Origin of the sequence: Paenibacillus sp. FSL E2-0178 (assembly GCF_038593005.1) — a bacterium.
Lineage (GTDB): Bacteria > Bacillota > Bacilli > Paenibacillales > Paenibacillaceae > Paenibacillus_AQ > Paenibacillus_AQ phytohabitans.
The window spans coordinates 3,898,193-3,920,284 of sequence record NZ_CP151953.1 but is presented as its reverse complement, the minus strand read 5'-3'; the positions used below and the strand labels follow the sequence as shown (position 1 = coordinate 3,920,284).

Annotated in this window: 21 protein-coding genes and 1 pseudogene; 17 read left to right on the top strand and 5 right to left on the bottom strand. The window is 52.2% G+C overall.

Annotated features, from left to right (window positions below; all coding sequences use genetic code 11):
* The first annotated feature begins 214 nt into the window (after nt 1-214).
* The 7 genes from MHI42_RS17005 (at nt 215) to corA (ending at nt 6,768) form a co-directional block, all read left to right on the top strand.
* Nucleotides 215-943 (top strand): amino acid ABC transporter ATP-binding protein, encoded by a 729-nt coding sequence (locus MHI42_RS17005; protein ID WP_039298298.1) that lies wholly within the window; start codon nt 215-217, stop codon nt 941-943.
* 32 nt (nt 944-975) lie between these two features.
* On the top strand, nt 976-1,827 hold the full coding sequence (locus MHI42_RS17000) for a glutamate ABC transporter substrate-binding protein (RefSeq protein ID WP_281365926.1): 852 nt from the start codon (nt 976-978) through the stop codon (nt 1,825-1,827).
* Between the two features lie 161 nt (nt 1,828-1,988).
* The gene (locus tag MHI42_RS16995; RefSeq protein WP_342424551.1) at nt 1,989-2,639 is read left to right on the top strand and encodes an amino acid ABC transporter permease; all 651 of its coding nucleotides are present in this window, start codon (nt 1,989-1,991) and stop codon (nt 2,637-2,639) included.
* Between the two features lie 31 nt (nt 2,640-2,670).
* Nucleotides 2,671-3,321 (top strand): amino acid ABC transporter permease, encoded by a 651-nt coding sequence (locus tag MHI42_RS16990; protein WP_042133429.1) that lies wholly within the window; start codon nt 2,671-2,673, stop codon nt 3,319-3,321.
* A gap of 87 nt (nt 3,322-3,408) precedes the next feature.
* Nucleotides 3,409-4,698 (top strand): ATP-binding protein, encoded by a 1,290-nt coding sequence (locus tag MHI42_RS16985; RefSeq protein ID WP_171719882.1) that lies wholly within the window; start codon nt 3,409-3,411, stop codon nt 4,696-4,698.
* 3 nt (nt 4,699-4,701) lie between these two features.
* On the top strand, nt 4,702-5,604 hold the full coding sequence (locus tag MHI42_RS16980) for a response regulator (RefSeq protein WP_171719883.1): 903 nt from the start codon (nt 4,702-4,704) through the stop codon (nt 5,602-5,604).
* A gap of 204 nt (nt 5,605-5,808) precedes the next feature.
* Complete coding sequence (corA, locus tag MHI42_RS16975) at nt 5,809-6,768, top strand: magnesium/cobalt transporter CorA (protein WP_042210486.1); 960 nt, start codon at nt 5,809-5,811, stop codon at nt 6,766-6,768.
* Nucleotides 6,769-6,891: 123 nt separating this feature from the next.
* Here corA and MHI42_RS16970 read toward each other — a convergent pair whose 3' ends face one another.
* A complete protein-coding gene (locus tag MHI42_RS16970; protein WP_171719884.1) occupies nt 6,892-7,440 on the bottom strand; it encodes a tyrosine protein kinase in 549 nt (182 codons plus the stop codon).
* Between the two features lie 429 nt (nt 7,441-7,869).
* Between MHI42_RS16970 and MHI42_RS16965 the strand changes: the two genes are divergently transcribed.
* From MHI42_RS16965 to rlmD, 4 genes are all read left to right on the top strand, one after another.
* Complete coding sequence (locus MHI42_RS16965) at nt 7,870-8,160, top strand: YerC/YecD family TrpR-related protein (RefSeq protein ID WP_019913624.1); 291 nt, start codon at nt 7,870-7,872, stop codon at nt 8,158-8,160.
* 3 nt (nt 8,161-8,163) lie between these two features.
* The gene (locus MHI42_RS16960; RefSeq protein ID WP_342424550.1) at nt 8,164-8,934 is read left to right on the top strand and encodes a CbiX/SirB N-terminal domain-containing protein; all 771 of its coding nucleotides are present in this window, start codon (nt 8,164-8,166) and stop codon (nt 8,932-8,934) included.
* A 373-nt stretch (nt 8,935-9,307) separates the two neighbouring features.
* On the top strand, nt 9,308-10,201 hold the full coding sequence (locus tag MHI42_RS16955; protein WP_042133438.1) for a diacylglycerol kinase: 894 nt from the start codon (nt 9,308-9,310) through the stop codon (nt 10,199-10,201).
* A 43-nt stretch (nt 10,202-10,244) separates the two neighbouring features.
* Entirely contained in the window at nt 10,245-11,717 is a 1,473-nt protein-coding gene (rlmD, locus tag MHI42_RS16950; RefSeq protein ID WP_342424549.1) for a 23S rRNA (uracil(1939)-C(5))-methyltransferase RlmD, read from the top strand.
* A 412-nt stretch (nt 11,718-12,129) separates the two neighbouring features.
* Here rlmD and MHI42_RS16945 read toward each other — a convergent pair whose 3' ends face one another.
* Nucleotides 12,130-12,180 carry a hypothetical protein gene (locus MHI42_RS16945; protein ID WP_229521449.1) on the bottom strand — a complete coding sequence of 17 codons (51 nt, stop codon included), beginning with the start codon at nt 12,178-12,180 and terminating at the stop codon, nt 12,130-12,132.
* Between the two features lie 169 nt (nt 12,181-12,349).
* Between MHI42_RS16945 and MHI42_RS16940 the strand changes: the two are divergent.
* Nucleotides 12,350-12,755 (top strand): annotated as a pseudogene (locus MHI42_RS16940) (GNAT family N-acetyltransferase).
* An 88-nt stretch (nt 12,756-12,843) separates the two neighbouring features.
* Here MHI42_RS16940 and MHI42_RS16935 read toward each other — a convergent pair.
* From MHI42_RS16935 to MHI42_RS16925, 3 genes are all read right to left on the bottom strand, one after another.
* Nucleotides 12,844-14,727, bottom strand: coding sequence for a leucine-rich repeat domain-containing protein (locus MHI42_RS16935; protein ID WP_342424548.1), 1,884 nt, complete (start codon nt 14,725-14,727; stop codon nt 12,844-12,846).
* 336 nt (nt 14,728-15,063) lie between these two features.
* The gene (locus MHI42_RS16930; protein WP_342424547.1) at nt 15,064-16,050 is read right to left on the bottom strand and encodes a hypothetical protein; all 987 of its coding nucleotides are present in this window, start codon (nt 16,048-16,050) and stop codon (nt 15,064-15,066) included.
* Nucleotides 16,028-16,948, bottom strand: coding sequence for an AraC family transcriptional regulator (locus MHI42_RS16925; protein WP_342424546.1), 921 nt, complete (start codon nt 16,946-16,948; stop codon nt 16,028-16,030). Before MHI42_RS16925 ends, MHI42_RS16930 begins: the two co-directional genes overlap by 23 nt.
* Nucleotides 16,949-17,105: 157 nt before the next feature.
* Between MHI42_RS16925 and MHI42_RS16920 the strand changes: the two genes are divergently transcribed.
* From MHI42_RS16920 to MHI42_RS16900, 5 genes are read left to right on the top strand one after another with little or no spacing between them, the layout of a single operon-like run.
* Nucleotides 17,106-17,348 carry an acyl carrier protein gene (locus MHI42_RS16920; protein ID WP_042133457.1) on the top strand — a complete coding sequence of 81 codons (243 nt, stop codon included), beginning with the start codon at nt 17,106-17,108 and terminating at the stop codon, nt 17,346-17,348.
* The gene (locus tag MHI42_RS16915) at nt 17,345-18,694 is read left to right on the top strand and encodes a hypothetical protein (RefSeq protein WP_342424545.1); all 1,350 of its coding nucleotides are present in this window, start codon (nt 17,345-17,347) and stop codon (nt 18,692-18,694) included. Before MHI42_RS16920 ends, MHI42_RS16915 begins: the two co-directional genes overlap by 4 nt.
* 16 nt (nt 18,695-18,710) lie before the next feature.
* Nucleotides 18,711-19,832, top strand: coding sequence for a UDP-glucuronosyltransferase (locus MHI42_RS16910; RefSeq protein WP_342424544.1), 1,122 nt, complete (start codon nt 18,711-18,713; stop codon nt 19,830-19,832).
* On the top strand, nt 19,832-21,025 hold the full coding sequence (locus MHI42_RS16905) for a radical SAM protein (protein WP_042133462.1): 1,194 nt from the start codon (nt 19,832-19,834) through the stop codon (nt 21,023-21,025). The genes MHI42_RS16910 and MHI42_RS16905 overlap by 1 nt, the downstream gene beginning before the upstream one ends.
* Nucleotides 21,022-22,035: a Gfo/Idh/MocA family oxidoreductase gene (locus MHI42_RS16900; RefSeq protein WP_342424543.1), complete on the top strand. Its 1,014-nt coding sequence runs from the start codon at nt 21,022-21,024 to the stop codon at nt 22,033-22,035. The genes MHI42_RS16905 and MHI42_RS16900 overlap by 4 nt, the downstream gene beginning before the upstream one ends.
* The last annotated feature ends 57 nt before the right edge of the window (nt 22,036-22,092 follow it).

Below are 22,092 nucleotides of genomic sequence, written 5' to 3'. Positions count from 1 at the left end.
AGAGGAATGTCACAATAAGTTACAGCAAACTGATAAAAAACATTAATAGGCGTAAAAAGAAAATGAAATACGTCACATTTCGAAAAGAAAATGACATGAGTGATTAAAGGTTTTCGTAGTTTTTTGTAGTTTTCGGTAGTCTTTAAAGTAAGGTGTGTTTTAAGTGTTACCATAGCTGACAAACACATAATGATATACAAAGGAGGCCCTGTCGTTGATCGACTTTCATCAGGTAGACAAACATTACGGACATTTCCATGTACTGAAAGCCATTGACCTGCATGTTCAGGAAGGGGAAGTGGTTGTCGTAGTCGGTCCTTCCGGCTCCGGCAAGAGCACTATGCTGCGCTGCATTAACCGACTGGAGGCTATTACGAGCGGCGGACTGACCGTTGACGGTATAACTGTAAATGAACGCAAGACAGATATCAACAAGCTGCGCAAAGAGATCGGAATGGTCTTCCAGCATTTCAATCTGTACCCGCATAAAAAAGTAATCGATAATATCACACTCGCGCCGATTAAGGTGCTTGGACTAAGCAAAGCGGAAGCCGAGAAGACGGCGATGTATTATCTGGAGAAGGTCGGGATTGCCGATAAAGCACAGTCCTATCCTTCACAGCTGTCCGGCGGACAGCAGCAGCGTGTGGCGATAGCCCGGGGGCTGGCGATGAAGCCGAAGATTATGCTGTTCGATGAGCCGACCTCGGCGCTTGACCCGGAAATGGTCGGGGAAGTGCTCGATGTGATGCGGACTCTGGCCCGCGAGGGCATGACAATGGTTGTCGTTACCCATGAGATGGGCTTCGCCCGCGAGGTGGCCGACCGGGTAATCTTCATGGATCAGGGACAGATCGTGGAAGAAGCGGAGCCGGAGCAATTCTTCGCCAGTCCGCGTGAAGACCGGACACGAACGTTTCTCAGCCGTGTATTAAGCCATTAAACAAATATATAGGATTCAGGGGAGGAACAGAAATGAAAATGTCCAAAAGCTTCAAAATGTTAAGTGTACTGATGATCGCGGCTATGCTCGTGATTGCCGGCTGCGGCAACAACAATGCCAAGAACAATGCCGGAGGGAATGACGCTGCTGCAGGAGCGGCTACTGACTCTGAGGCGATTGCCAAGATCAAGGAACGCGGCAAGCTGCTCGTAGGCGTGAAGTACGACACCCGCCTGTTCGGTCTGAAGGACCCTGCATCCGGCAACGTAGAGGGCTTCGACATTGATGTATCCAAAGCCATCGCCAAAAAAATTCTGGGTGACGAGAACGCGATCGAGCTGAAGGAAGTTACCTCCAAGACACGTATTCCGATGCTGAATAACGGCGAAATCGATATGGTTGTAGCTACCATGACCATCACTGAAGAACGCAAGAAGGAAGTTGATTTCTCCGACGTCTATTTCCAGGCAGGCCAATCCCTGCTGGTGAAGAAGGGCAGCCCGATTACCGGACTGGATGACGTAACGAAGGATACGAAGATCCTGGGCTCCAAAGGCGCAACCTCCATTAAGAATATCAAAGAAAAAGTGCCGGGTGTAACCGTGCTTGAATTCGATAACTATCAGGATGCATTCAGCGCCCTGAAGGCCGGCCAAGGCGATGCACTGACTACAGATGATGCAATTCTATACGGTATGGCTTCGCAGGACCCGGGCTATGAAGTTGTAGGCGAGCCGTTCACCGATGAGCCTTACGGCATTGCAGTACAAAAGGGCAATACCGATGTAGTTAAAGCCGTGAATGATACACTGGCTGAACTGAAAACAAACGGTGAGTATGATGCCATTTATACGAAATGGATTGGTAAAGCTCCAGCGAAATAAGCATGTTCTAAGCTTCAGCTTACTTAACAACCTGCCTTATATTACTCGCAGAAACGGATGCCATCCCATGAGGATGGCACTGCCGTTTCTACTTGTTTATAGGAAGGATTCCTATATGGGGCAAGAATGAACTCATCTTTGGGCAAAGGCAGGTGAAATCTATGGAATTTTCAATATTAACGAATTATTTCGGGCTGTATATGGAAGGGTTCTACGGCACCGTGCTGTCCAGTGTATTGGCCCTGATCGGCAGCTTCCTGATCGGAGCGGTGATTGCCGTCTTCCGCATTACTACCGTGAGAGCGCTGCGCTGGTTCGGAACGGTGTATGTGGAGTTCATCCGCAATATCCCGCTGCTGCTTGTAGTGTACATCTTCTATTATGGACCTTCTGCTCTGGGCTTTACGCTGGACGGCTTCAAGGCAGGAACGATCGGACTTGCGGTATACACCTCGGCCTTCATCGCCGAAGCGATCCGTGCCGGAATCATGGCTGTTCCCAAGGGACAAATGGAGGCCTCACGTTCATCCGGCCTAAGCTACATACAGACGATGCTGCATATCATCCTGCCGCAGGCGATCAAGCTGGTCATCCCGCCGCTCGGCAACCAGTTCATCAACCTGATCAAGAACTCCTCGGTACTGACGCTGGTAGCCGGCCTTGATCTGATGTACTTCGCGGACAGTATCTCAACAGAGACTTACCGTACCTTCGATACTTATATCTTCGTGGCGTTGTTCTATCTGGTGCTTACCCTTCCGCTCAGCTACGGCGTACGCGTGTGGGAACGCAGACTGCAGCGCAAATATTAAGAAGCCACTCAAAGCATAAAGGAGGGATATCATGGATTTTATTGGTGCATACTCCGCCGATAATTTGAAGTTTTTGCTGGACGGACTGTATATTACGCTGATCGTTGCCTTTGTATCAATCATTCTGAGTTTTGTCATTGGCTGTATTATTGGAGTCATCCGCTATTCGGAAGTGCCGGTATTGTCTCCGGTGATGTTCTACCTGGTCGAGCTGATCCGTAATCTGCCGCTGCTGCTGATCATATTCTTCATCCGCTTCGCCCTGCCGGAGGTAGGGATTAAGCTTGGACTGATTACGGCGGCGATTGCTGCACTAACGATATTCGAGGCGGCGATGATCGCTGAGATTGTCCGGGGCGGGTTGACGTCCATTGATAAAGGGCAGATTGAGGCTGCACGTTCCTCCGGTCTCAGCAATTTTCAGACTCTGTGGCATATCGTGCTCCCCCAGGGACTGCGGCGGATGGTTCCGCCACTGGTCAGCCAGTTCATTTCGCTGCTGAAGGATACCTCGCTCGCGGTAGTCATTTCATTGCCGGAGCTGATGCACAATGCCAATATCGTCATCGGGCACAGCTATGGCTATGCTATACCGACGCTCGCGCTTGTGGCACTGATCTATTTCACCGTAAACTTCCTGCTGTCGATGCTCTCCAGAAGACTTGAGAACAAAACAGCATAAATAGGATAGAATCGGGGCAAAGCCGTATAAAATAAAGTGCGGGTATGATACTATAATTGTCAACATCTCTAGGCAGGAGCAGTGGCGATGGGACAATCTATTCTGAGAATGAGAGTTGCACAGATTCTGCTGGTGGCAGTCGTTACGGCTGTAGCCGGTGAATTCAAAATAAATCCGTTTGACGGGGACATCTTCCGGATCGCTATGGGCAGCAGCGCTTTTCTGCTGTTTTTGCTTTTAATGAGGCAGTTGCCGTATATCAGTACAGGCATTGCTACGGGTGTGGTCGTCCTGCTGTTCCGGACGGCAATGGATGCAGTGGAAGGAAGCGGACTGACGTTTGAGCAGAGCCTGAGCAGTCATTTCTCCGCGATGGTCTATTATATTGTGTTCGCCTTGCTGATGCATGCCATCAAAAGCCGGCTGGATACCTTCCATCCGCTGGTGCTGGGCGCTGTTGCCGCGGTAATCGATCTTTTGTCGAATGAAATGGAGCTGCTGACGCGGCTGATTGTGCTGGATTCGGCCTCCTTCCGGCTGAACGAGTGGACTTATCTGATGGCGATTGCTGTCCTGCGTACGTATTTCACAACCGGGGTATACAGTAGTATCTCGGTCAGCCAGATGCGGATCAGAGCGCGTGAGCAGAATGAGCGGATTGAGCAGATGCTCGGATTCGGCTCCGGCCTGTACGGCGAAGTATTCTATCTGAAGAAATCCATCGGAACACTGGAGAATGTGACGCTAAACAGCTTCGAGCTGTACCGCAATCTGAAGGCCGGGGAAGGACCGGAGCCGTATAGCCGGCAGGTGCTGGATATCACCCAGCAGATTCATGAGGTGAAGAAGGATTCCCAGCGGATTCTGGCCGGGCTTGTGAAGCTGGTGGAGCGCGAGGTTACCGGTGATATGCAGTTATCGGGAATTCTGCGGTTCACGGTCAAGAGCAATGCCAAATACGCCGAAATGCTGGACAAGCAGATCGATTTTCATATTCATATTACCTCCGATTACACAACCGACAGTTATATTCCTCTGCTGACTCTGCTTAACAACCTCACTGCCAATGCGGTGGAAGTCATCAAACGTAAAGGCAGCATCAACCTGGATGCTTATGAGAAAGACGGCATGACCATTTTTACAGTGACCGATAGCGGGGCAGGGATTCAAAAGCGTGACCTGGAGCTGCTGTTCGAGCCGGGTTTTACTACGAAATTTGATGAAGAGGGAATCGCCGCTACGGGGATTGGACTCTCTCATGTACGGGATATAGTGAATATGTTCGGGGGAACGATTACCGTTCAGCCGGTGTCGCATGCCGGAGGGGCGATGTTCCAGATTATTGTGCCGAGTGCAAAGCTGCGGAAGGAGGAATAGAGAATGCCGCTTTCTTTCTGTATTGTAGATGATGACGCGTCGGCAAGAAGAATGCTGCAGCATATTATTGAGGATAGCGGACTTGGCGAAGTGGTGGGTACGGCGGAATGCGGGCAGGAGGGGGTAGCCCTGATCCTGAGTGAGACGCCGGATATTGTGCTGATGGATCTGCTGATGCCGGACCAGGATGGTATTGAGACGATCATTTCCCTTCAGGCGCAGGGCTGCCGTTCCAAGTTCGTGATGATCTCACAGATTGAGAATGGTGATATGGTCAGCCGCGCATACAAAAGCGGAATTGAATTCTTCATCCGTAAGCCGATCAACAAGATTGAAGTCGAATCTGTGCTGTACAAGGTGAATGAACGTTATGCGATGGGCCGTTATCTGGATGAGATCAAGCTGACGCTCGGCAAGCTGGAGGGGCTGCAGTTCGGAATGCCGCAGATGCCATCCGGTAAACGTACGGTCAAAGAGATTATCCAGCCGATACTGATGAATATGGGAATGATCTCGGAGAACGGCAGCAGGGATATTATCACGATCATGGAGCTGGCGGTAGCGGGCGGGAACAGCGGGAGCCTTCCGCCGCTGAAGGAATTATACGAAATGGCCGCCGCTACGTACAAGCCGGTGCCGGCTGATGCCGCCAAAGAAGTCAAAGCCATTGAACAGCGGCTGCGCCGCGCGCTCGCGGCCGGACTGGCGAACCTGGCTTCCATCGGTCTGACGGATTACGGCAATCCGAAGTTCGAGCATTATGCGCCGCTGTATTTCGACTTTGAAGAAGTGCGCCTGAAGATGAAAGAGATTGAACAGGGGCGCGACACCGGCAAGGTGAAGGTGAACATCAAGAAGTTCCTGCAGGTGCTTCATCTGGAGGTACTGGAGGGTATGGGCCGCTAGAGCGGAATTGATACGGAAAATGAAGCAAAGAATAAACCTCCGGAACCGCTGCCAGCGGACTGGCGGTTATTTTTTTGAGATAACAGGAGTCGGGGCGGATACAGAGGTTTCATAATAGTAGGCCTCATGCGTTACAATAGTAGCAGGCCGACAGGCAACGGGCTGTTGCAAGGCGGATAGCAGGATAAGGTGGAGGACTCATATATGATACGAACGCTTGCGGTAACACATAAGGGCGAGGTGCTGACTGACCTGCCGCTTCAGAGTATAGTGCTGGATAACTATGCCTGGATTTGGGCGGATTTTGCCATGCCTACGGAAGAAGAGACATTGCTGCTGGACACTTATTTTCATTTTCACCCGCTGGCTATTGAAGACTGTATGCATGTGCTGCAGCGTCCGAAGCTGGATTATTACGAGGATGTGCAGTTCTTCGTGCTGCATGCGCTTAATGAGCGTACACTGGAGGCGGAAGAGGTCGACCTTTTTCTCAGCAAAAAATTCCTCGTCTCCTACCATCACCAGAATAAATCGGAAATGGAGGAAGCGTGGCAGATGGTCCAAGCTGAAATTCATAGCCGTAAGGGCTGGTCGGGCGGGCCGATGGCTGCTGCCTACACGGTAATGGACAAGCTGGTCGACAGGTATTTCCCGTCGCTGTACACCCTGGAGGATGAACTGGCAGATCTGGAGAGCAAGAGCGACAGTGAATCGGTGGAAGAGCTGATGAGTCAGGTGTTCAACGTGCGCGGAAGACTGCTCAAGCTGCGCCGGACGATCGTGCCGATGCGTGATCTGATGTACCGGATCGTCAACTCGCAGCATGTGCAGAGCAACGGGGAAGAACGGATCTACTTCGGTGATATTTATGATCATCTGCTGAAGCTGACCGACATGATTGAAGTTGACCGGGAAATGACCGCCGATCTGCGTGACAGCTACATCTCGCTCAACTCCAACCGGATGAATTCCATTATGAAGACACTGACGGTGATTACTACCGTATTTATGCCGCTGACGCTGATCGCCGGAATCTACGGGATGAACTTCAGGGTGATGCCGGAGCTGGACTGGGATTATGGTTATTTCGCGGTGCTGCTGCTGATGCTGGTGTTAGGAGTAGGGATGTTCAGGTGGTTCCGGCGGAGCGGCTGGTTTAAGTGAAACCGTGCAGAGAACCGGACAAGGACCGTGTGATAAAAGAATGGTTATGGCTGACGACGCATGGGTATTCATGGAATACAGCGGTCCGGCAGCAGACAGAGAAGGCGTGTTAAACGCCGCCGCTTAAGAACGGCGACGCTTAACAGAGGAAGGGGCCCCGGTTTTGCGGCTCTTGGAGGTATTTTTGCGGCGCTGCGTGGTTGGGCGTCTTTTTTTGCGCCGTTTGGGGGTATACAGTGCCGCATCTTCTTCCGCCGCAAGTGCTCCCGCTGCGCTTCCCTTGCCTTTGCCGAATCCGCCCATCACCAGCTTCACCATCGGAGCCATCTGCGAAAAGCCCTGCATGACCTTCTGTACCTTGCCCATGGAGTTGACGATTCCGTCAATCCCGCCCATCCGGTCGACAATTCCCTTGATCTGCTCCATATTCGCGAGACTCCCGAGGTTGCCCAGCCCGCCCAGCAGACCGCCGGCTTTCGCAGTAGCAGCTTCGGCAGCGGGTATAGCAAGTGCAGTATCGGCAACTTCTGCACCGAAGGCAGGCAGTATTCCGGGTTCTCCTGGAAGCGGGGCAGGCGCGTAGGAAGAGAGGCCCGGATAGGGTGACGGATTGTACGGCTCAGCCAGTGAACGCCCTTCCCTGCGGGAATGATTATAGTAATGCTCAGGCATAATATCACATTCCTTCGTTAGTGGTTTGCTATACTGTATGTCATGGGCGAACATACGGTATAGACGAATGCCCGGGTAACCGGGATACTAGCGGAAAAGGGCGAATGCCTACAAGAACCCTCCGGAAGTGAAGAAACCGTGTCCATGCTTGATTTCGTGAGGTTTTGTAGTACTATAGTTAAGGCGGTAGAACCTAGGAATCAGAGGAAGAAGGCCGTAAGCTCCATTAGTGGTGTGCGCCCGGGGTGGACGTTTGTCCATCATTTTCGTTCTTTACAGCGTGAAACCGTTAATGCTTGAAAAATGTGCTCCAGTGCAATATAGTAGAGGCAAGATAGTCACATTAAGTTTATGCTTCCGAGTATCTAATTTGTACGAAGCCTAATCAGTGATGCTAATGCTGACCAAACTTTTAGGGGATGATTAACGATGCAGCTTAAGAAGCTAAACGATAAAAGTATCGATCAATTATTTGAGGCTATTTTAACATTGAAAAATATGGAAGAATGCTATGTGTTCTTTGATGATTTGTGCACGGTGAACGAAATTCAATCGCTCTCGCAGCGCCTTGAAGTCGCGCGGATGCTGGGCAAAGGGTCTACATACAATCAAATTGAAGCAGAAACAGGTGCCAGCACAGCAACAATCTCCCGTGTGAAACGCTGCCTGAACTACGGCAATGACGGCTACAAGCTCACGCTGGAACGTCTGGGACGTTAATTGATGCAGCCGGGTGTGCTGATGATCAGTCACGGCTCTCGCGATAAGACCTGGGTGTCGATCGTAGAGGAAGCCGTGAGTCATTTATCGCTGGGGGAAGAGATTCCCGTAGCGGTATCTTTCCTGGAGCTGGTAGAAGGACGATTGATTCAGGACGGTATAGACGAGCTGGAACATGCAGGGGTCACAGATATTATTGTGATCCCCTTGTTTGTGTCCTCCGGCAGTACGCATATCGATGAGATAGAGTATGCACTGGGCGCTAAGCCGGTTCCAGAACGGGAGACGGATCTGGAACGGTTCCGGGTTACAGCGCAGATTCACTTCGGCTATCCCGTTGACGACGATCCGGACATTGCGCTGATGATCTGGGATAAGCTCCGGGAACTCTCGAAGAATCCGGAGCGGGAGACCCTGCTGCTTGTCGGACACGGCAGCAGGCATGAGGGCTTCCGGCAGCGCTGGGAGCAGGGGATCTCCTCACTCGCGGTGCGGGTACGGGACATAAGCGGGCTGGCTGCGGCCGATTACGGGCTGCTGAACCCGGACAGCGTAAGAAGCAGAGTGGAGTATTGGCAGGAGCAGGGCCATGATGTACTGGTGGCTCCGCTCTTTTTAAGTGAGGGGTATTTCACCAAGGTTGTCATCCCGCAGCGGCTGGAAGGGCTCGAATATGCCTACTCCGGCCAGACCCTGCTGCCGCATCCGCTGCTGCCGCGCTGGATTGAACGGCAGGTGGAGGCGGCGCTACTGCGTCTGCGGGGCCGGGGTTAGAAAATAACATATGTGAGAAGGATCGAAGGGGATTTTGGAACTGTAGGAGCGTTAGCGATCGCCTGAAAGCTTTCCGCAGGAAAGCTCGCTACGGAAGCGGCGTGCCCAGTCACCGGATATTCACCGTAGTGACGATTGAGCTTGAGGTTAGTATTTTAAGTTCAGCTTATATAGAAAAAATAGAATGCGTCCAGTATTTATTTTGGCAGCCGCCGCATACATATATCTATACTTTCTGCCGGGCTGAGGAGTCTTCGGCGCTGCACGGGAGTATAAATATAATCCTCTAAAGCTCCCTGACATTGCTTGTGGGGTCCTGAATTGGGTATAATCAGTAAGGTTATCCATTATATAAACAGGTGGCGTTCCGGTAATGAAAACTGCGAGATTGATTTATAATCCCACTTCTGGTCGGGAAGAAATGAAAAGACGACTCGCCGATATTTTAGACCGGCTGGATGTTGGCGGCATTGAAGCCTCCTGTCATGCAACAACCGGAGAGGGCGATGCCACAGCAGCCGCAGCTGAGGCTGTAGAGCGCGGTACGTATGATCTGATCATAGCTGCCGGAGGCGACGGTACGCTCAATGAAGTAATCAACGGGATGGCTGAGAAGCCTAACCTTCCCCCGCTCGGCTTATTACCGCTCGGGACTACCAACGATTTTGCCAGGGCCATGGGCATTCCGAAGAATTGGGAGGATTCCTGCGACCTGATTCTGCGCCAGGAGTCGCGCCTGATTGACCTCGGCAAAGCCAATGACCGTTATTTCATTAATATAGCCGGCGGCGGCCAGCTGACGGAGCTTACCTATGAGGTTCCCAGTAAGCTGAAAACCATGATGGGCCAGCTTGCCTATTACCTGAAGGGTATTGAGAAGATGGCCAGCCTTGCTCCGCAGGAGCTGTACATCCGCGCGAACGGCCAAGAGATGATCCATGACGAGTTCATGCTCTTCCTGATCGCCAATACGAACTCCGTCGGCGGCTTCGAGAAGCTGGCTCCGGGTGCCAGAATCGACGACGGTCTGCTCGACGTAATTGCCGTCAAGAAATGCAACCTGGCCGAATTCATCCGGCTGGTCCGGCTTACGATCCGTGGCGATCATCTGAATGACAAGAAGGTTATCCATTTCCGCACGGATGCGATGGAGGTTACCTCCCCAGGCTACGTCCAGCTTAATCTGGACGGCGAACTCGGCGGCACACTGCCGGGCAATTTCAGTATTCTGCCGCATCATCTGCGGATCTTCGCGCAGAATAATTAACAAGATTAATAGTGAAGATAATGAAAGAAGTGAACCTATACACATGAGTAAACACCGCAGCGGGCGCAGCGCAAGCCGCCGGGAACAAGGGCCGGCTTCTGTCGCCGGACTGCCAGTGAATAAGAATGATGAGGTCCTGCTCGATATTATCGGCATGACGCATGAAGGTGAAGGGGTAGGCCGTGTAGAGGGCTTTACCCTTTTTGTGCAGGGTGCTCTTCCCGGTGAGAAGGTCCGTGCCAGAGTGCTGAAGACCAAGAAGCAGTATGGCTATGCCAAGCTGATGGAGCTGGTGCAGGCCAGCCCTGACCGTATAGGGCCGCCTTGCCCGATCTATGATCAATGCGGCGGCTGCCAGCTGCAGCATATGGACTATACCGCCCAGCTGGCGTGGAAACGGCAGCTGGTGGTGGACAACCTGCAGCGGATCGGGAAGCTGCAGGTGGCGGATGCGGCTGACGGTAATGCCGCAACAGCTGAAGGGACCCGAGTCCTGCCTACCCTTGGCATGGACGAGCCTTGGCGTTACCGCAACAAGGCTCAGGTGCCAATTGGCGTGACCGATGGCGGCCTGGTCGGCGGCTTCTACGCACGCGGCAGCCACCGGATCATCGACATGGAGACCTGTCTGATCCAGCATGAAGATAATGACAAGGTCGTCGCCACCGTGAAGAGCCTAGGCCGCGAGCTTGGCATTACCGCCTATGACGAAGAGACCGGCCGCGGGCTGCTGCGCCACGTTGTGGTGAAGAAGGCCTTCCGCACCGGGCAGATGATGCTGGTGCTGGTAACCAATGGCCGGGATATCCCGCATCTGGATGCCTGGCTCGGCAGTATCCGTGAGCAGCTTCCTGAAGTGGCGAGCATCTGCCAGAACATTAACACCCAGAAGACCAATGTAATCTTCGGTAACGATACCCGCGTCTTATGGGGCAGCGATGTGATCTACGATTATATCGGAGATGTGCAATTCGCTATTTCAGCGCGTTCCTTCTATCAGGTGAATCCGGTACAGACCGAGGTACTGTACGGCAGAACCCTGGACTACGCTGCGTTAACCGGCAGCGAGACTGTGATCGACGCCTACTGCGGCATCGGAACCATTTCCCTGTTCCTGGCCCAGCATGCCGACCAGGTCTACGGCGTGGAAATTGTGCCTGAGGCAATCGAGGATGCCCGCGCGAACGCGAAGCTTAACAACATGAACAATGTTAAGTTTGAAGTCGGTGCATCTGAGGATGTTATCCCTGCGTGGAAAGAGCAGGGCATCACCCCGGATGTTATCGTCGTCGATCCGCCGCGCAAGGGCTGCGACCCGCGTCTGCTGGAAACGATCCTGCTGATGCAGCCGGAGCGTGTGGTGTATGTATCGTGTAACCCGTCCACCCTGGCCCGCGATTTGCGGGTCCTGGAAGATGGCGGGTACAGAACCGTGGAGGTCACTCCGGTGGATATGTTTCCGCATACGGTGCATGTGGAGTCGGTGGCTTGGCTGGAGCGGAAGTTAATAGAATAGTGGGTTTAATCGTTCGTTGATGTGAAATTGATGTGGAAAGCTAAACACTCGCCAGTAACTGGAGATATTTCGACATAAAAGAAAACAAGAAGACGCTCTTTCCTTATTAGACAACAGGAAGTCGAGTTTATCTGCCGCAGCTTGGTCAGCAGAGTGATAAGCAAATTGGTACGGTGTCGTTCCAATTGAAATAATTTAAAACTTTTAAATGTAGTAATGTAGCGTAGTAATTGTACGTTACTACATTATTACTTTATTAATTTATTTGTGGTATAGTAAAGGCAGAAAAGACGTACAATGCAAAGAGAGCCGTGCGTCAACACGACTCCCCGTTTGCAATAGCCGCTTTTAAGGGCGGCGGCTCGGTAATAGGTTTAGGCAGAAATAGACCGTCTCCTTTGACCAGGGCGGTCTATTTCTTTTTGAGGTAATTCAGCAGAGCAATAATGAACATGCCAAACATGAATATCAGTGACAACGCTTGATAAACCTCCATGAGCATCACCTCCCTTCCGGGAGATTAGCCGACCGCCCCTTGCAAGCCTTCTATTGCTCCTGCGATTATAACACGCTTACAGGCCCTTGGATAGATTGCGAAAGGCAACCTTGTTGATGTGAAACTTTGGCGGGGGATGATAAATGTGGAAATAGTATATAAGCAGGATGAAGCTGTAACTGGTGAACAAGTAGCTGAGCTATTTAGAAAGTCTGGAATTAAGCGACTTGTGCACGATGCAGACCGTATTCAAAAAATGATTCAGAACGCAGATGTAATGATAAGCGCATGGCATGAAGATAAACTTGTTGGCATTGCACGTTCCATTACTGATTTCTATTATTGTTGTTATCTATCTGATTTGGCTGTAGACAAAGAGTCTCAAAAAATGGTGTGGGTAAACGGCTTGTTGAACTGACACAAGAAAAATTAGGAGAAGAAGTTTCTTTGGTTTTACTTTCTTCACCGGTAGCTATGGAATTTTACCCTCGCATTGGATTTGAAATTCTGATAAAGCCTTTGTTATTCCTAGAAAAAAGTAGTTTTTGGATAAGTATTGATATGTTCGTTAAAAAAGCCATTCCGCCTGGGGATGGCTTTTTCTTAATAGACCATTAACCTTCAGGGGAATTAATATACATGCACGCCCGCACCAAGTACGGATTTGTTCAACACGGAATTGCCGGCCAGAAATACCTTTTGCAGATTAGGCAGCCCGCTTAAGGTTTCTATATTGGAAATGGCATTGTTCTCCAGATGAAGCTCTTCGATGGCCTGCCACTTGCTCATGAACTCCAGAGAAGCCAAATTGCTGTCTTGCAGGGTGAAGGAACGCAGAGCGGACAGGTTGGCGAAATAAGGAAGCGCCTGGTCAACTTCACTGACGGAGTTATTGTTCATGCTAAAAGAGGGCCGGTCTAAGGTCAAATGCTCAAGCACGCTGTTCGCCGCGCCTGCCTCTGAGCCGAAATCCAGACGGCATTCCGAGCATACCAGCGTATTCACCTGCTTCAAACGAAATAAGGCATCGCTCTCCTTATACAGTGACGAATCGTAGATGCTTAGTGTCTGCAGGCGGGTCAAGTCGTTCAGGGCGTCAAGCTGGGTCATTTCGTCGATGTCCCAGAGAGAAAGCTGCGCAAGCTCCGGGAATTTCCCCAGAGCGGCCATATCGAGCTCCTCACTTCCGCCCCGGATTGTCAGGGCAGTTACGGCAGGCGCTTTCAGTCCGGGGAGAAAGTCGCCGGGTATTTCGACCCGTCTTACGCCCGGCAATGTCAGCGCTTCTGCCTTCTCGTAGTACCCGGACAACGTGAATTCCCGCAAAGAGGGCAGGCTGTTCACGGCCGCTACCGAGCTAAGCTGGCTTAAGGAAGCCAGGCGGAGTGTGGTAATGGAAGTCTTTCCGGCCAGAGGCTTCAGATTAGAAAAATTCAAATTTTCCGTGTCAAGCGTTTGCAGAGCAGGCATGTTTTGCACAAAGTCGATGGACTTTACATTGGTCAGATAAGAAAGGTGAAGCTCCTGAAGCTGCGTTAAGGCGTATAGCGGCTGCAGGTCTGTGGCTTCACTGTAATGGATGGCCAGGGATGACAGCCCGGTCATGGACGATAACCACCCCAGTTCATCGACAAAGGTAAGCGACAGGGACTTCAGCGGTAGCTTATTCAATAAATGAAAATCCGTCACAGACTCATCCACATAGGTAATGGACAGAGAGCTTAGATTGGGGAATTCCAGCAACATCGCCAACTCCTGATTGCTGCGAAGCTGGGTGGTTAGCTCCGTAATTTTAGACTTATCGCCAAAGTAGCGGGAAAATGTGCTGAAGGATTCGTTAAAGGCACCGCCATAGCTTTTTAATCCGGCCATATGGGCAAACGTTGTTTGGTCCGCCTGGGAGATTTCGTAGGTATCCATCAGGTTCAGTGCCGTCAGCCCCTTAAAGGCTTCGAAATCCCGCTGATCGATCCGCTGGGTATTCAGTCTTTTGTCCTGGGTAACATATGTGATCTTCTCGGCCCGCTCATTGCTGAAGGGGTCGGAGAGGCTGTAGGTGAAACGCCACTGGTCATTCTCCGATTGATCTACGGTTAAATAGCGCAGAGAGGCCAATTCTTCTTCTGTCGGCATTGCAGAGCCTTTATCCAAGATCTCCCGCAAAAAGGAGAGCAGGACCTCGCTTTCGGGCATCTTCCGCACAGACAGATTGGCTTCTGTTGTGTGCTGAGGGGAGTCTAAGCCGTAATAGAAATAAGTACCGATGGCGCCTGATATGACGAGCAGCAGGATAAGTACCAGCCTTAGGGGGACGGAGACAGAGACGGACGGCTTTGGCGTGGCCGTGGCCTCAGGAACTGTCCCGTGATAATGGTTAATGGTCTGATCCACATAGTAGACATGATTTTGCTTCAATAGAAGCTCTGTATGGCAATAGGGACACTTGAGAATCGCACCTTCCTTGTATTCAATTCTTCCGCTGCAATTGGGGCAGTTTAACGGAATAAATGCCACGAATGCCTCCTCCTTCATGATGTGATGATGATAAGCTCATACTGAGCTGGCATCTGAGTTTATTATACTTCTTCTATTCTATTACACTTTCCAGAGAGGATAGAGCCAGCTGTTGTCAAAAAGCAAGTGATTTGTAGGTGGCTTGGTTGGTGAGGGCAGGTAAAGGTGATACAGATGGCGGGAGACAGATTTGACATAATATTAATGTGGAAATCCACCAATTTCAACCTATTTCCCCCAAAATGAAAAGAAGCCCCCAGGAAACTGCAAGTCCTGGGGGCTTCTTTTTTGTACTTATGTTTCATCATAGAGAATTAATAATGCTTGCTGACGGACTTACCGGGCCCGTCCAGCCTGCATCGTCAACTGTACCAATTCCTCCAGCAGCTGCTCCTCCAGACTGATGATTTCACACATTCTTCTGTGAATCTTCTCCCGCCCGGCCGACTTATTGCCGGAGCACATCACCTTGATCATGAATTGATTAATCAGATCCCACTGCTCTCCTGCATGACGGTAGCCCTCGGCGGCCCGGGAGAGTGCAGGTTCAGAGGCCTCGCGGTTAAGCAGCTGCAGGAACTGGCTGAACCGGATCCGGCTGATGGGCAGGGCGTTGGCGTACAGCTTGAAGCGGGAACCGGCTTCGGCGGAGTTGTCGGCGGGGATTCCTGTATGCAGATAGGTCCCGGCATAGGATCGGAGATTAGTAGCAACCTCGCCCGGCTGAACCTGATTGGCTGGATTCGTCAGCATTTCATGAAGTGTTGTCTGCCAATCTGTGTAGGAACGCGAAGTATCACAAAGCTCAAAGATGGCATAGAAATGGCAGGCTTGCTCAAGGATATTGAAATCTATGGCCTCAAGCTCTTTGCCATAGTAGGCATCCGTCAGATAGATGATGTTGCCGGGCCGGTCCAGTCCAACCGCGAGACAGGCGTGGCTGGTATGCAGCCTGCGGAAGGCCACACACCAGGGGCAGTCATAAGAATCGAAGCCGACCAGAACCGGCATTCCCGAAGACAGCCGGCTCTCCAGAAGGTCAAGCATAAATTCCTTATCCATCGCCGGACCCTTCCGTTCAATATAATTGAATAGAAGGCCATGATACGCAGATAGGGATTCTGTACTGATCCGCGGCAGCACTAACCGCTCAATGAGCGGCTGATCCGGGGACTGCTGTTCTGCAAAGGACATCTGCCAGGCATTGCCGTACATGCACTTGCTGTCCTTGCCCTGCCACTCTGCAACAGACTGGATACAGTCATCAATACAGCTGCGCAGGGTAGGATAGGGCGTACTTTTAATGGGAGCAATGTTCAGCACTGCTCATCATCTCCTTCGCCGACAAAAAGTGACTCTGCAACCGGTTTCGATAAGAGGCAGGAGTCATACCGCTATATTCACGAAATAGCCGGTAGAAATATTTCATGTCATAAATTCCGACCTCCAGGGCAATGGACTGTATCCCAAGCTCTGTGAACATCAGCAGGAGGCAGCTATATTTCATGCGGATTTCCTGGAGCATCTGGATATAGGACCTGCCGGTCTTAATTTTGAATAATCTCTGAAACTGGCGGGAGCTCACCGCAATCTGGCGGCTCATCTCCTTCAGAGTGATTTTCTCTCTGAAATGACTGATCATATACAGGATGACTTCATGCAGCGGATCATAGTCTATTTCGGGCTGCTGAGCGAACGGAAGGGCGGCTGCGGGCATTATGAGGTCTGCGAGTTCAAATAGCAACGGGTATAGCTGCTGTTCGTCCCCAAGGGAGCCGCAGCTCTGCATCTCATGCATACGGCGGAGCAATAAGGCCAGCTCCATGCTGCTCTCCCTATACCCGAACCATTGCTTCACCTCCAGTAGCTCCAGGAGCGGGAACATCTCTTCTTCAGAAAAGGGTTCCGGCAGCCTCCTGAGCATCCTGCCAAGCTCAGGCCTGAGCATACAATTGTAGATGAGGAGCGGCTCTGCACCGGTCAGATCCTGCGGCTGGAAGACATGGGAAACCCCGGGCGGTATAACTAACAAATCCCCTTGCATAACCTGCATTTTATCCTCATCCGCTTGGTGGATGCCTTCCCCCTGAACCACATAGGCGAGCTCTACAAAATCGTGCTGATGACGTACGGAAGTGACCGTTTCCTGAGTCAGGAGCATTTGTACCGGCGAACAGGAGTCAAATAGATATTCCCCAGTAAAGACCGGAAAAACTTCCATAACACAAACCTCCGTTTCCTGCTTCCTTAAGATAGACATCTGGAATCCATCCTAGTATATCTGAATATTTTGGCGTATTCAACCATATATTAACAGTCTGCTATTTGGTATATTCATCCTATTCATTCCTATCATGCCTACTGAAAGGGGTATACACATGCAGCAAAAGGTTATTGAGATTATCGCGGAAATCAAGGAGGAGCCGGGCCTGCTTCAGACGCTGAGCGGAGCTTCCGATCTGACGCTGGACGCCGCACTGGATTCGCTGCAAATCATCAACTTTATTCTGAGAATCGAAGACGAATTCGATGTCGAAGTAGACTTTGATACCTTTGATCTTGAGCATTTGAAATCGGTGGACCGCTTCTCCGCGTATGTCGCCGAGCTTGCTGTACGATGAAGCACGCTGTACACTGCGGCAGCCTGGAGTCGGAACGGTACTGGCGGGAGGAAGACCTGGCTGCGCTGCCATCCGTTCCTGATGCGAAGGCTCTGGCTATCGTGCAGGCCATGGATGAACTGCTGTTTGTCTTCTGCGGGAGCGGAGATATTCTATTAACCCGCCATGGGATGGACAAGGCTCAATATGACTATCTGCAATCTCTCAATTATTCATTCAAGACCAATATGAATCCATTAACCCTGGGTGTGGAGGCACCTGGCACAGCACAGAACGCACTGAATGCAATGAATGTATTCGAGCTGCTGGGCAGGCTGAACCCCGGGCAGGAGCCGGACAGGTTAATACCGGAAGGAGCATGGCTTGAGCCCTTTGCCGTGCTTCCCGGAACGCATGAGGCGGTTAAGCGGTATAAGCTTCAGCCCGCTCTCCCGGATGAACAGACTGTGCGCAAAGTGAACACCAAAACCTACTCTGCTGCTATGCGGGACAGGCTGCTGCTGCCGAATATCGCTGTTGTTGTCCATAGCGCGGAAGAGTTGCTGCAATCAGGACAAGCGCTGCTGGAGGAGGGGGCTTTTCTGATCAAGGATGAGTATGGTGTATCCGGCAAAGGCAATCAGCTCGTGGACTCTGAGCGGATATTGCGCCGGATTGCCGGGTACCTGGAATCCAGCCGGAACCAGGACAAACGAATAAAGTTTGTGCTCGAACCGCTGCTGGACCGGGAGACCGACTTCTCCTGCCAATTTCACATTGATCTGGAAGGCCGGATCTCGATATTGTCCGTTCAGCAGCTGGTCAACCATGGCTTTGCCTTCGGAGAGTCCCACTCCCCGGAGCCGGCTCTGCTCGAAAGGCTGGACCGGGAAGACTATTGGGAGATCATGCACAGCATTGGGCGGGAGCTGTATGCAGACGGTTACTTCGGTGATGTATGCGTGGATTCCATGCTGCTGCGTGACGGAAGCCTCGCCCCTCTGGTCGAGATCAATGCCCGGAAGTCGATGAGTCTGATCAAGCATAATGTAGACCGCCAGCTCAAGCAGGAAGGAATGCATACCTGCCTGTTACAGGTGCCGCTGGCAACCATGGGCGAGGTTCATTATGCAGATCTGCTGGGGCGGCTTGAGCGGGAAGGCATATTATTTTCGCTGGGAGCGGGGGAAGGCGTGATTCCTTTGGCTTCGGGCACACTTCAGCCTCCTGACCCGTCCCGGTCTGCCGGCTCCACTAAGGGCAAGCTGTATGCCGCACTCGCTTACCGGGATGAAGACAGCAAGCACAGACTCACCCGCAAGCTGGACGAATCGCTTCTGCGCTCGGGCTACACTATACTGCGATAAAGAAAGGGACCCTCCAATGAATAACACCGTGACGATTCTATGCTCTGGTTTTGGTCTGGGCTTCTATGTCCCCGGCCTGCTGATGGAACGGAGACTTACCGCACTTGGCATCCAGGCGGAGATTGAGGTTTTTGAAACACTCATGTCCGACAGCAAAAAACAGCAGACAGACAACAGCCGCAAAGCGTACCAGCAGAGCTTTGCCGTAGCCTTGACCTCGCAGAAAATACCGGGTGATATCCGGGGCAGCCTGGATGCTGCGGCCGTGGAACATTTATTGCAGCAATGGAAGCAGCAAGAACGGCAGCGCTTCATTGTGTTATCCGGGCATTGGGTGCATGTCATGGACAGGTACCGTGAACTGGCCGGCTTTCCTGTGGAGGCTGACCTGCTCTATATTGATGCCGACCTCTCGCCGTCATGGAAGAATCTCCGCAGGCTGAATCCCGGTTATGCGGAAGGTTATCGTGAAGTAAGTATGTATGACCCTGCGGCAAGGGAGATTCTATGCAGCATAGATGCCGGAACCGCGGAGGCGCTGCCCGCTGCGGCCAAGAACGGGAGACTGGTTGTTCATGGCGGCGGCTGGGGAATTGGCACCTTCCGCGAGAAGTTTGATAGCCTGGAGTCGGCAGGGTATGAACTGGATATTGCCGCGTACAGTCCTCAGGAGATTGGAGAGGCCATCCATGGAAGACGTTATTATATGAACGATCCGGAGTGGCGGACCTGGAAGCGTGACAGCAGCGGGCAGTATACCTTCCCGCCTTTTGCAGAAGTAACCGTCAGCCAGCCGGACCACTATCCGCCCTGCCGTAACTACCAGGACGGGATGTATGGCGTCATCCGGCAGGCATCCGCAGTTATCAGCAAGCCGGGTGGAGGCGCCCTGATTGATTCACTGGCCTCGGGCACACCGCTGGTGCTGCTGGACCCCTTCGGCCCGCATGAGAAGATTAACAGCGATCTGTGGGTAGAGCTTGGGTACGGTATCCGTTACGGGGAGTGGGCCGAGATGGGCTTTGACCGTGAGGCGCTGCGGAAGCTGGCGGACAACCTCCAGTCAGCCAAGGGCCGGTACCCGGATTATTCGGCAAGCTATGCGGAGCAGCTATCCGCAGCAGAAGGGAGAAGCTAATGCAGCCTACCAGTAGAGTGAGCCTGGACGCCAAGTCCTTTGAGGCCCTGAAACGCACGATTAAGAATGTGGTGGTCCCGCACAGGGAACGCAAGCTAGATCCAGGGTTCAAAACCGTTATGCCGGAGATTATGTCCCTGAAGCTGACCAACCGCTGTAATCTCCGCTGCAAGCATTGCTACCAGTGGAATGAATCCGGCTATCATCATGATATGGACACCGCCGAGCAGAATCTCGATATGGATGTGGAGATGATCCGGAGGCTGCTCGAGGAGACAGATGAAGCGCAGTCCCGCTTGTATTTATGGGGCGGCGAGCCGCTGTTTCACCGGAATACCAAGCAGATTCTGGAGCTCCTGCAAGAGCATCCCCGGGACACCACGATCTGTACCAATGCCTATCTGATTCCTAAGTATGAAGAGGAGCTGTGTGCAATCTCCGACAACCTGGAGCTGCTGATTCCGATCGAGGGGTTCGAGGCGGAGCATGATTTGCTGCGCGGCAAAGGTTCCTTTCAGAAGGTGATCGAGAGCGTCGAACGGCTGCTCGAGCTGCGCAGGCAAGGCCGCTTCCGCGGCCGGATCTCTGTGCACAATGTGATTAACGACAATATGATCGGCCGATTGTATGAGCTGGTGGAGTTTTTTGAGCACAAGGGCGTCGATCTGGTACTGCTCTGCTTCCCGTGGTATATCTCTGCGGACACGAGCCTGGAAATGGACCGGTTCTACGATGAACACTTCCAGTGGCTGGCGGAGCTTCCGCCGGATCACCGGAGCAGCTGGCATGCCTTCAAATACCATATCAAGCCTGAGAATGTCACAAGGCTGACCGAAGACCTGAAGCGGATCAACAGCAACACCTGGCATAATACCCGAATCCGTTACCAGCCGGGGCTCGACTTTGATGAAATCGAGGATTTTGTGGCCGGCAAGCCGATGCTCTCCCGCAGTACATCGAAATGTCTGGCGCTCAGTACCCGGGTGGATATTGCTCCCAACGGCATGGTGAGTGCCTGCAAATTTTTTGGCGAGCTGGCTATTGGCAATGTGAAGGAGCAACCGCTGACGGAAATATGGAATTCAGCCCGCTACGACAGGCTGCGGCGGATTCTGGATGAAGGCTTGTCGCCGGCCTGCTCCAAATGCAATGTGCTGTACCTGAATACCTATGCTGCCCTGACGCATGTATGAAGAACGGGTATGATCAGCCTGCCTATAGGCTCGGTATCCTGGGTGCCTCGAATATTGCTGTACCTGCCATGCTGGAGCCTGCGCGGGTTGTGGAGAAGGTGCGGATAACCGCAATCGCCAACCGGACACGGGACAAGGCAGCGAGACTGGCGGAAGCCTACCAGATTCCTTATGTGGCGGGCAGTCTGGAGGAGCTGCTGGAGCTTGGCGATCTGGAGGGGGTATATATTGCACTCAGCAATGACCTTCATGCAGAATGGGCAGTCCGGGCATTGGAGGCGGGGAAGCATGTATTGGTAGAGAAGCCGATGTGCCTGCATCCCGAAGAAGCTGAACGGTTACGGCTGGTAAAAGAAAGCTCCGTCGTCCCGAAGCTCGCCGAAGGTCTGATGATTGCCTTCCACCCCTGGCAGCAAGCCTTGAAATCCATTGTCGACTCCGGGCAATTCGGCCCGCTCTACAAGATCAGTACAAGAATATCCGTACCTGCCAAGGACAGATATGCCGGGAATTACCGCAGTGTTAAGGCGAAGGGCGGAGGCGCTTTTGCCGATCTGGGCTGCTATTGGCTGCAGTTCCTGCAGGCCCTTATCGGTCTTCAGCCTAGTGAGATCAGGGCGCAGTCGGCGTTTGACGGGCCGGAGGGCTGTGACTGGACCTTTCAGGCGGCGCTGCAGTATGAGAACGGTCTGGAAGCTGAATGTCTGACTTCCTTCGAGCTACCCTTCCGGGCTTCGCATACCCTGCATTTTGCGCAGACAGTGCTGACGGTCCCGGATTTCTTCCGGCCGGTCAAAGGCTTCTACAAAATCAAGATACGGCATGATCTGCCGGACAACCGCAGCACCCTGTGCGAATTCGAACCGATGAACTATTATGTCAGCCAGTTGAATGCCTTCGCAGAAATCATGAGCGGGCAAAGGGCAGAGCAGCTGGAAGCTACATGGGAACGGATACACCTGCAATCCCTAATCATGGCCGAGGCGCAGCAGCACCGGGTTTATCTATGAAGAAGCAATCTGCCCCTGGCCCAAACGTCAAAACAGCGATTCTCCATCATCGGAGAG

What these genes read in the sequence shown, in the direction of transcription:
- MHI42_RS17000 (WP_281365926.1), top strand. Translation starts at nt 976, where the DNA reads ATGAAAATGTCCAAAAGCTTCAAAATGTTAAGTGTACTGATGATCGCG.
- MHI42_RS16995 (WP_342424551.1), top strand. Translation starts at nt 1,989, where the DNA reads ATGGAATTTTCAATATTAACGAATTATTTCGGGCTGTATATGGAAGGG.
- MHI42_RS16990 (WP_042133429.1), top strand. Translation starts at nt 2,671, where the DNA reads ATGGATTTTATTGGTGCATACTCCGCCGATAATTTGAAGTTTTTGCTG.
- MHI42_RS16985 (WP_171719882.1), top strand. Translation starts at nt 3,409, where the DNA reads ATGGGACAATCTATTCTGAGAATGAGAGTTGCACAGATTCTGCTGGTG.
- MHI42_RS16980 (WP_171719883.1), top strand. Translation starts at nt 4,702, where the DNA reads ATGCCGCTTTCTTTCTGTATTGTAGATGATGACGCGTCGGCAAGAAGA.
- corA (WP_042210486.1), top strand. Translation starts at nt 5,809, where the DNA reads ATGATACGAACGCTTGCGGTAACACATAAGGGCGAGGTGCTGACTGAC.
- MHI42_RS16970 (WP_171719884.1), bottom strand. Translation starts at nt 7,440, where the DNA reads ATGCCTGAGCATTACTATAATCATTCCCGCAGGGAAGGGCGTTCACTG.
- MHI42_RS16965 (WP_019913624.1), top strand. Translation starts at nt 7,870, where the DNA reads ATGCAGCTTAAGAAGCTAAACGATAAAAGTATCGATCAATTATTTGAG.
- MHI42_RS16960 (WP_342424550.1), top strand. Translation starts at nt 8,164, where the DNA reads ATGCAGCCGGGTGTGCTGATGATCAGTCACGGCTCTCGCGATAAGACC.
- MHI42_RS16955 (WP_042133438.1), top strand. Translation starts at nt 9,308, where the DNA reads ATGAAAACTGCGAGATTGATTTATAATCCCACTTCTGGTCGGGAAGAA.
- rlmD (WP_342424549.1), top strand. Translation starts at nt 10,245, where the DNA reads ATGAGTAAACACCGCAGCGGGCGCAGCGCAAGCCGCCGGGAACAAGGG.
- MHI42_RS16925 (WP_342424546.1), bottom strand. Translation starts at nt 16,948, where the DNA reads ATGGAAGTTTTTCCGGTCTTTACTGGGGAATATCTATTTGACTCCTGT.
- MHI42_RS16920 (WP_042133457.1), top strand. Translation starts at nt 17,106, where the DNA reads ATGCAGCAAAAGGTTATTGAGATTATCGCGGAAATCAAGGAGGAGCCG.
- MHI42_RS16915 (WP_342424545.1), top strand. Translation starts at nt 17,345, where the DNA reads ATGAAGCACGCTGTACACTGCGGCAGCCTGGAGTCGGAACGGTACTGG.
- MHI42_RS16910 (WP_342424544.1), top strand. Translation starts at nt 18,711, where the DNA reads ATGAATAACACCGTGACGATTCTATGCTCTGGTTTTGGTCTGGGCTTC.
- MHI42_RS16905 (WP_042133462.1), top strand. Translation starts at nt 19,832, where the DNA reads ATGCAGCCTACCAGTAGAGTGAGCCTGGACGCCAAGTCCTTTGAGGCC.
- MHI42_RS16900 (WP_342424543.1), top strand. Translation starts at nt 21,022, where the DNA reads ATGAAGAACGGGTATGATCAGCCTGCCTATAGGCTCGGTATCCTGGGT.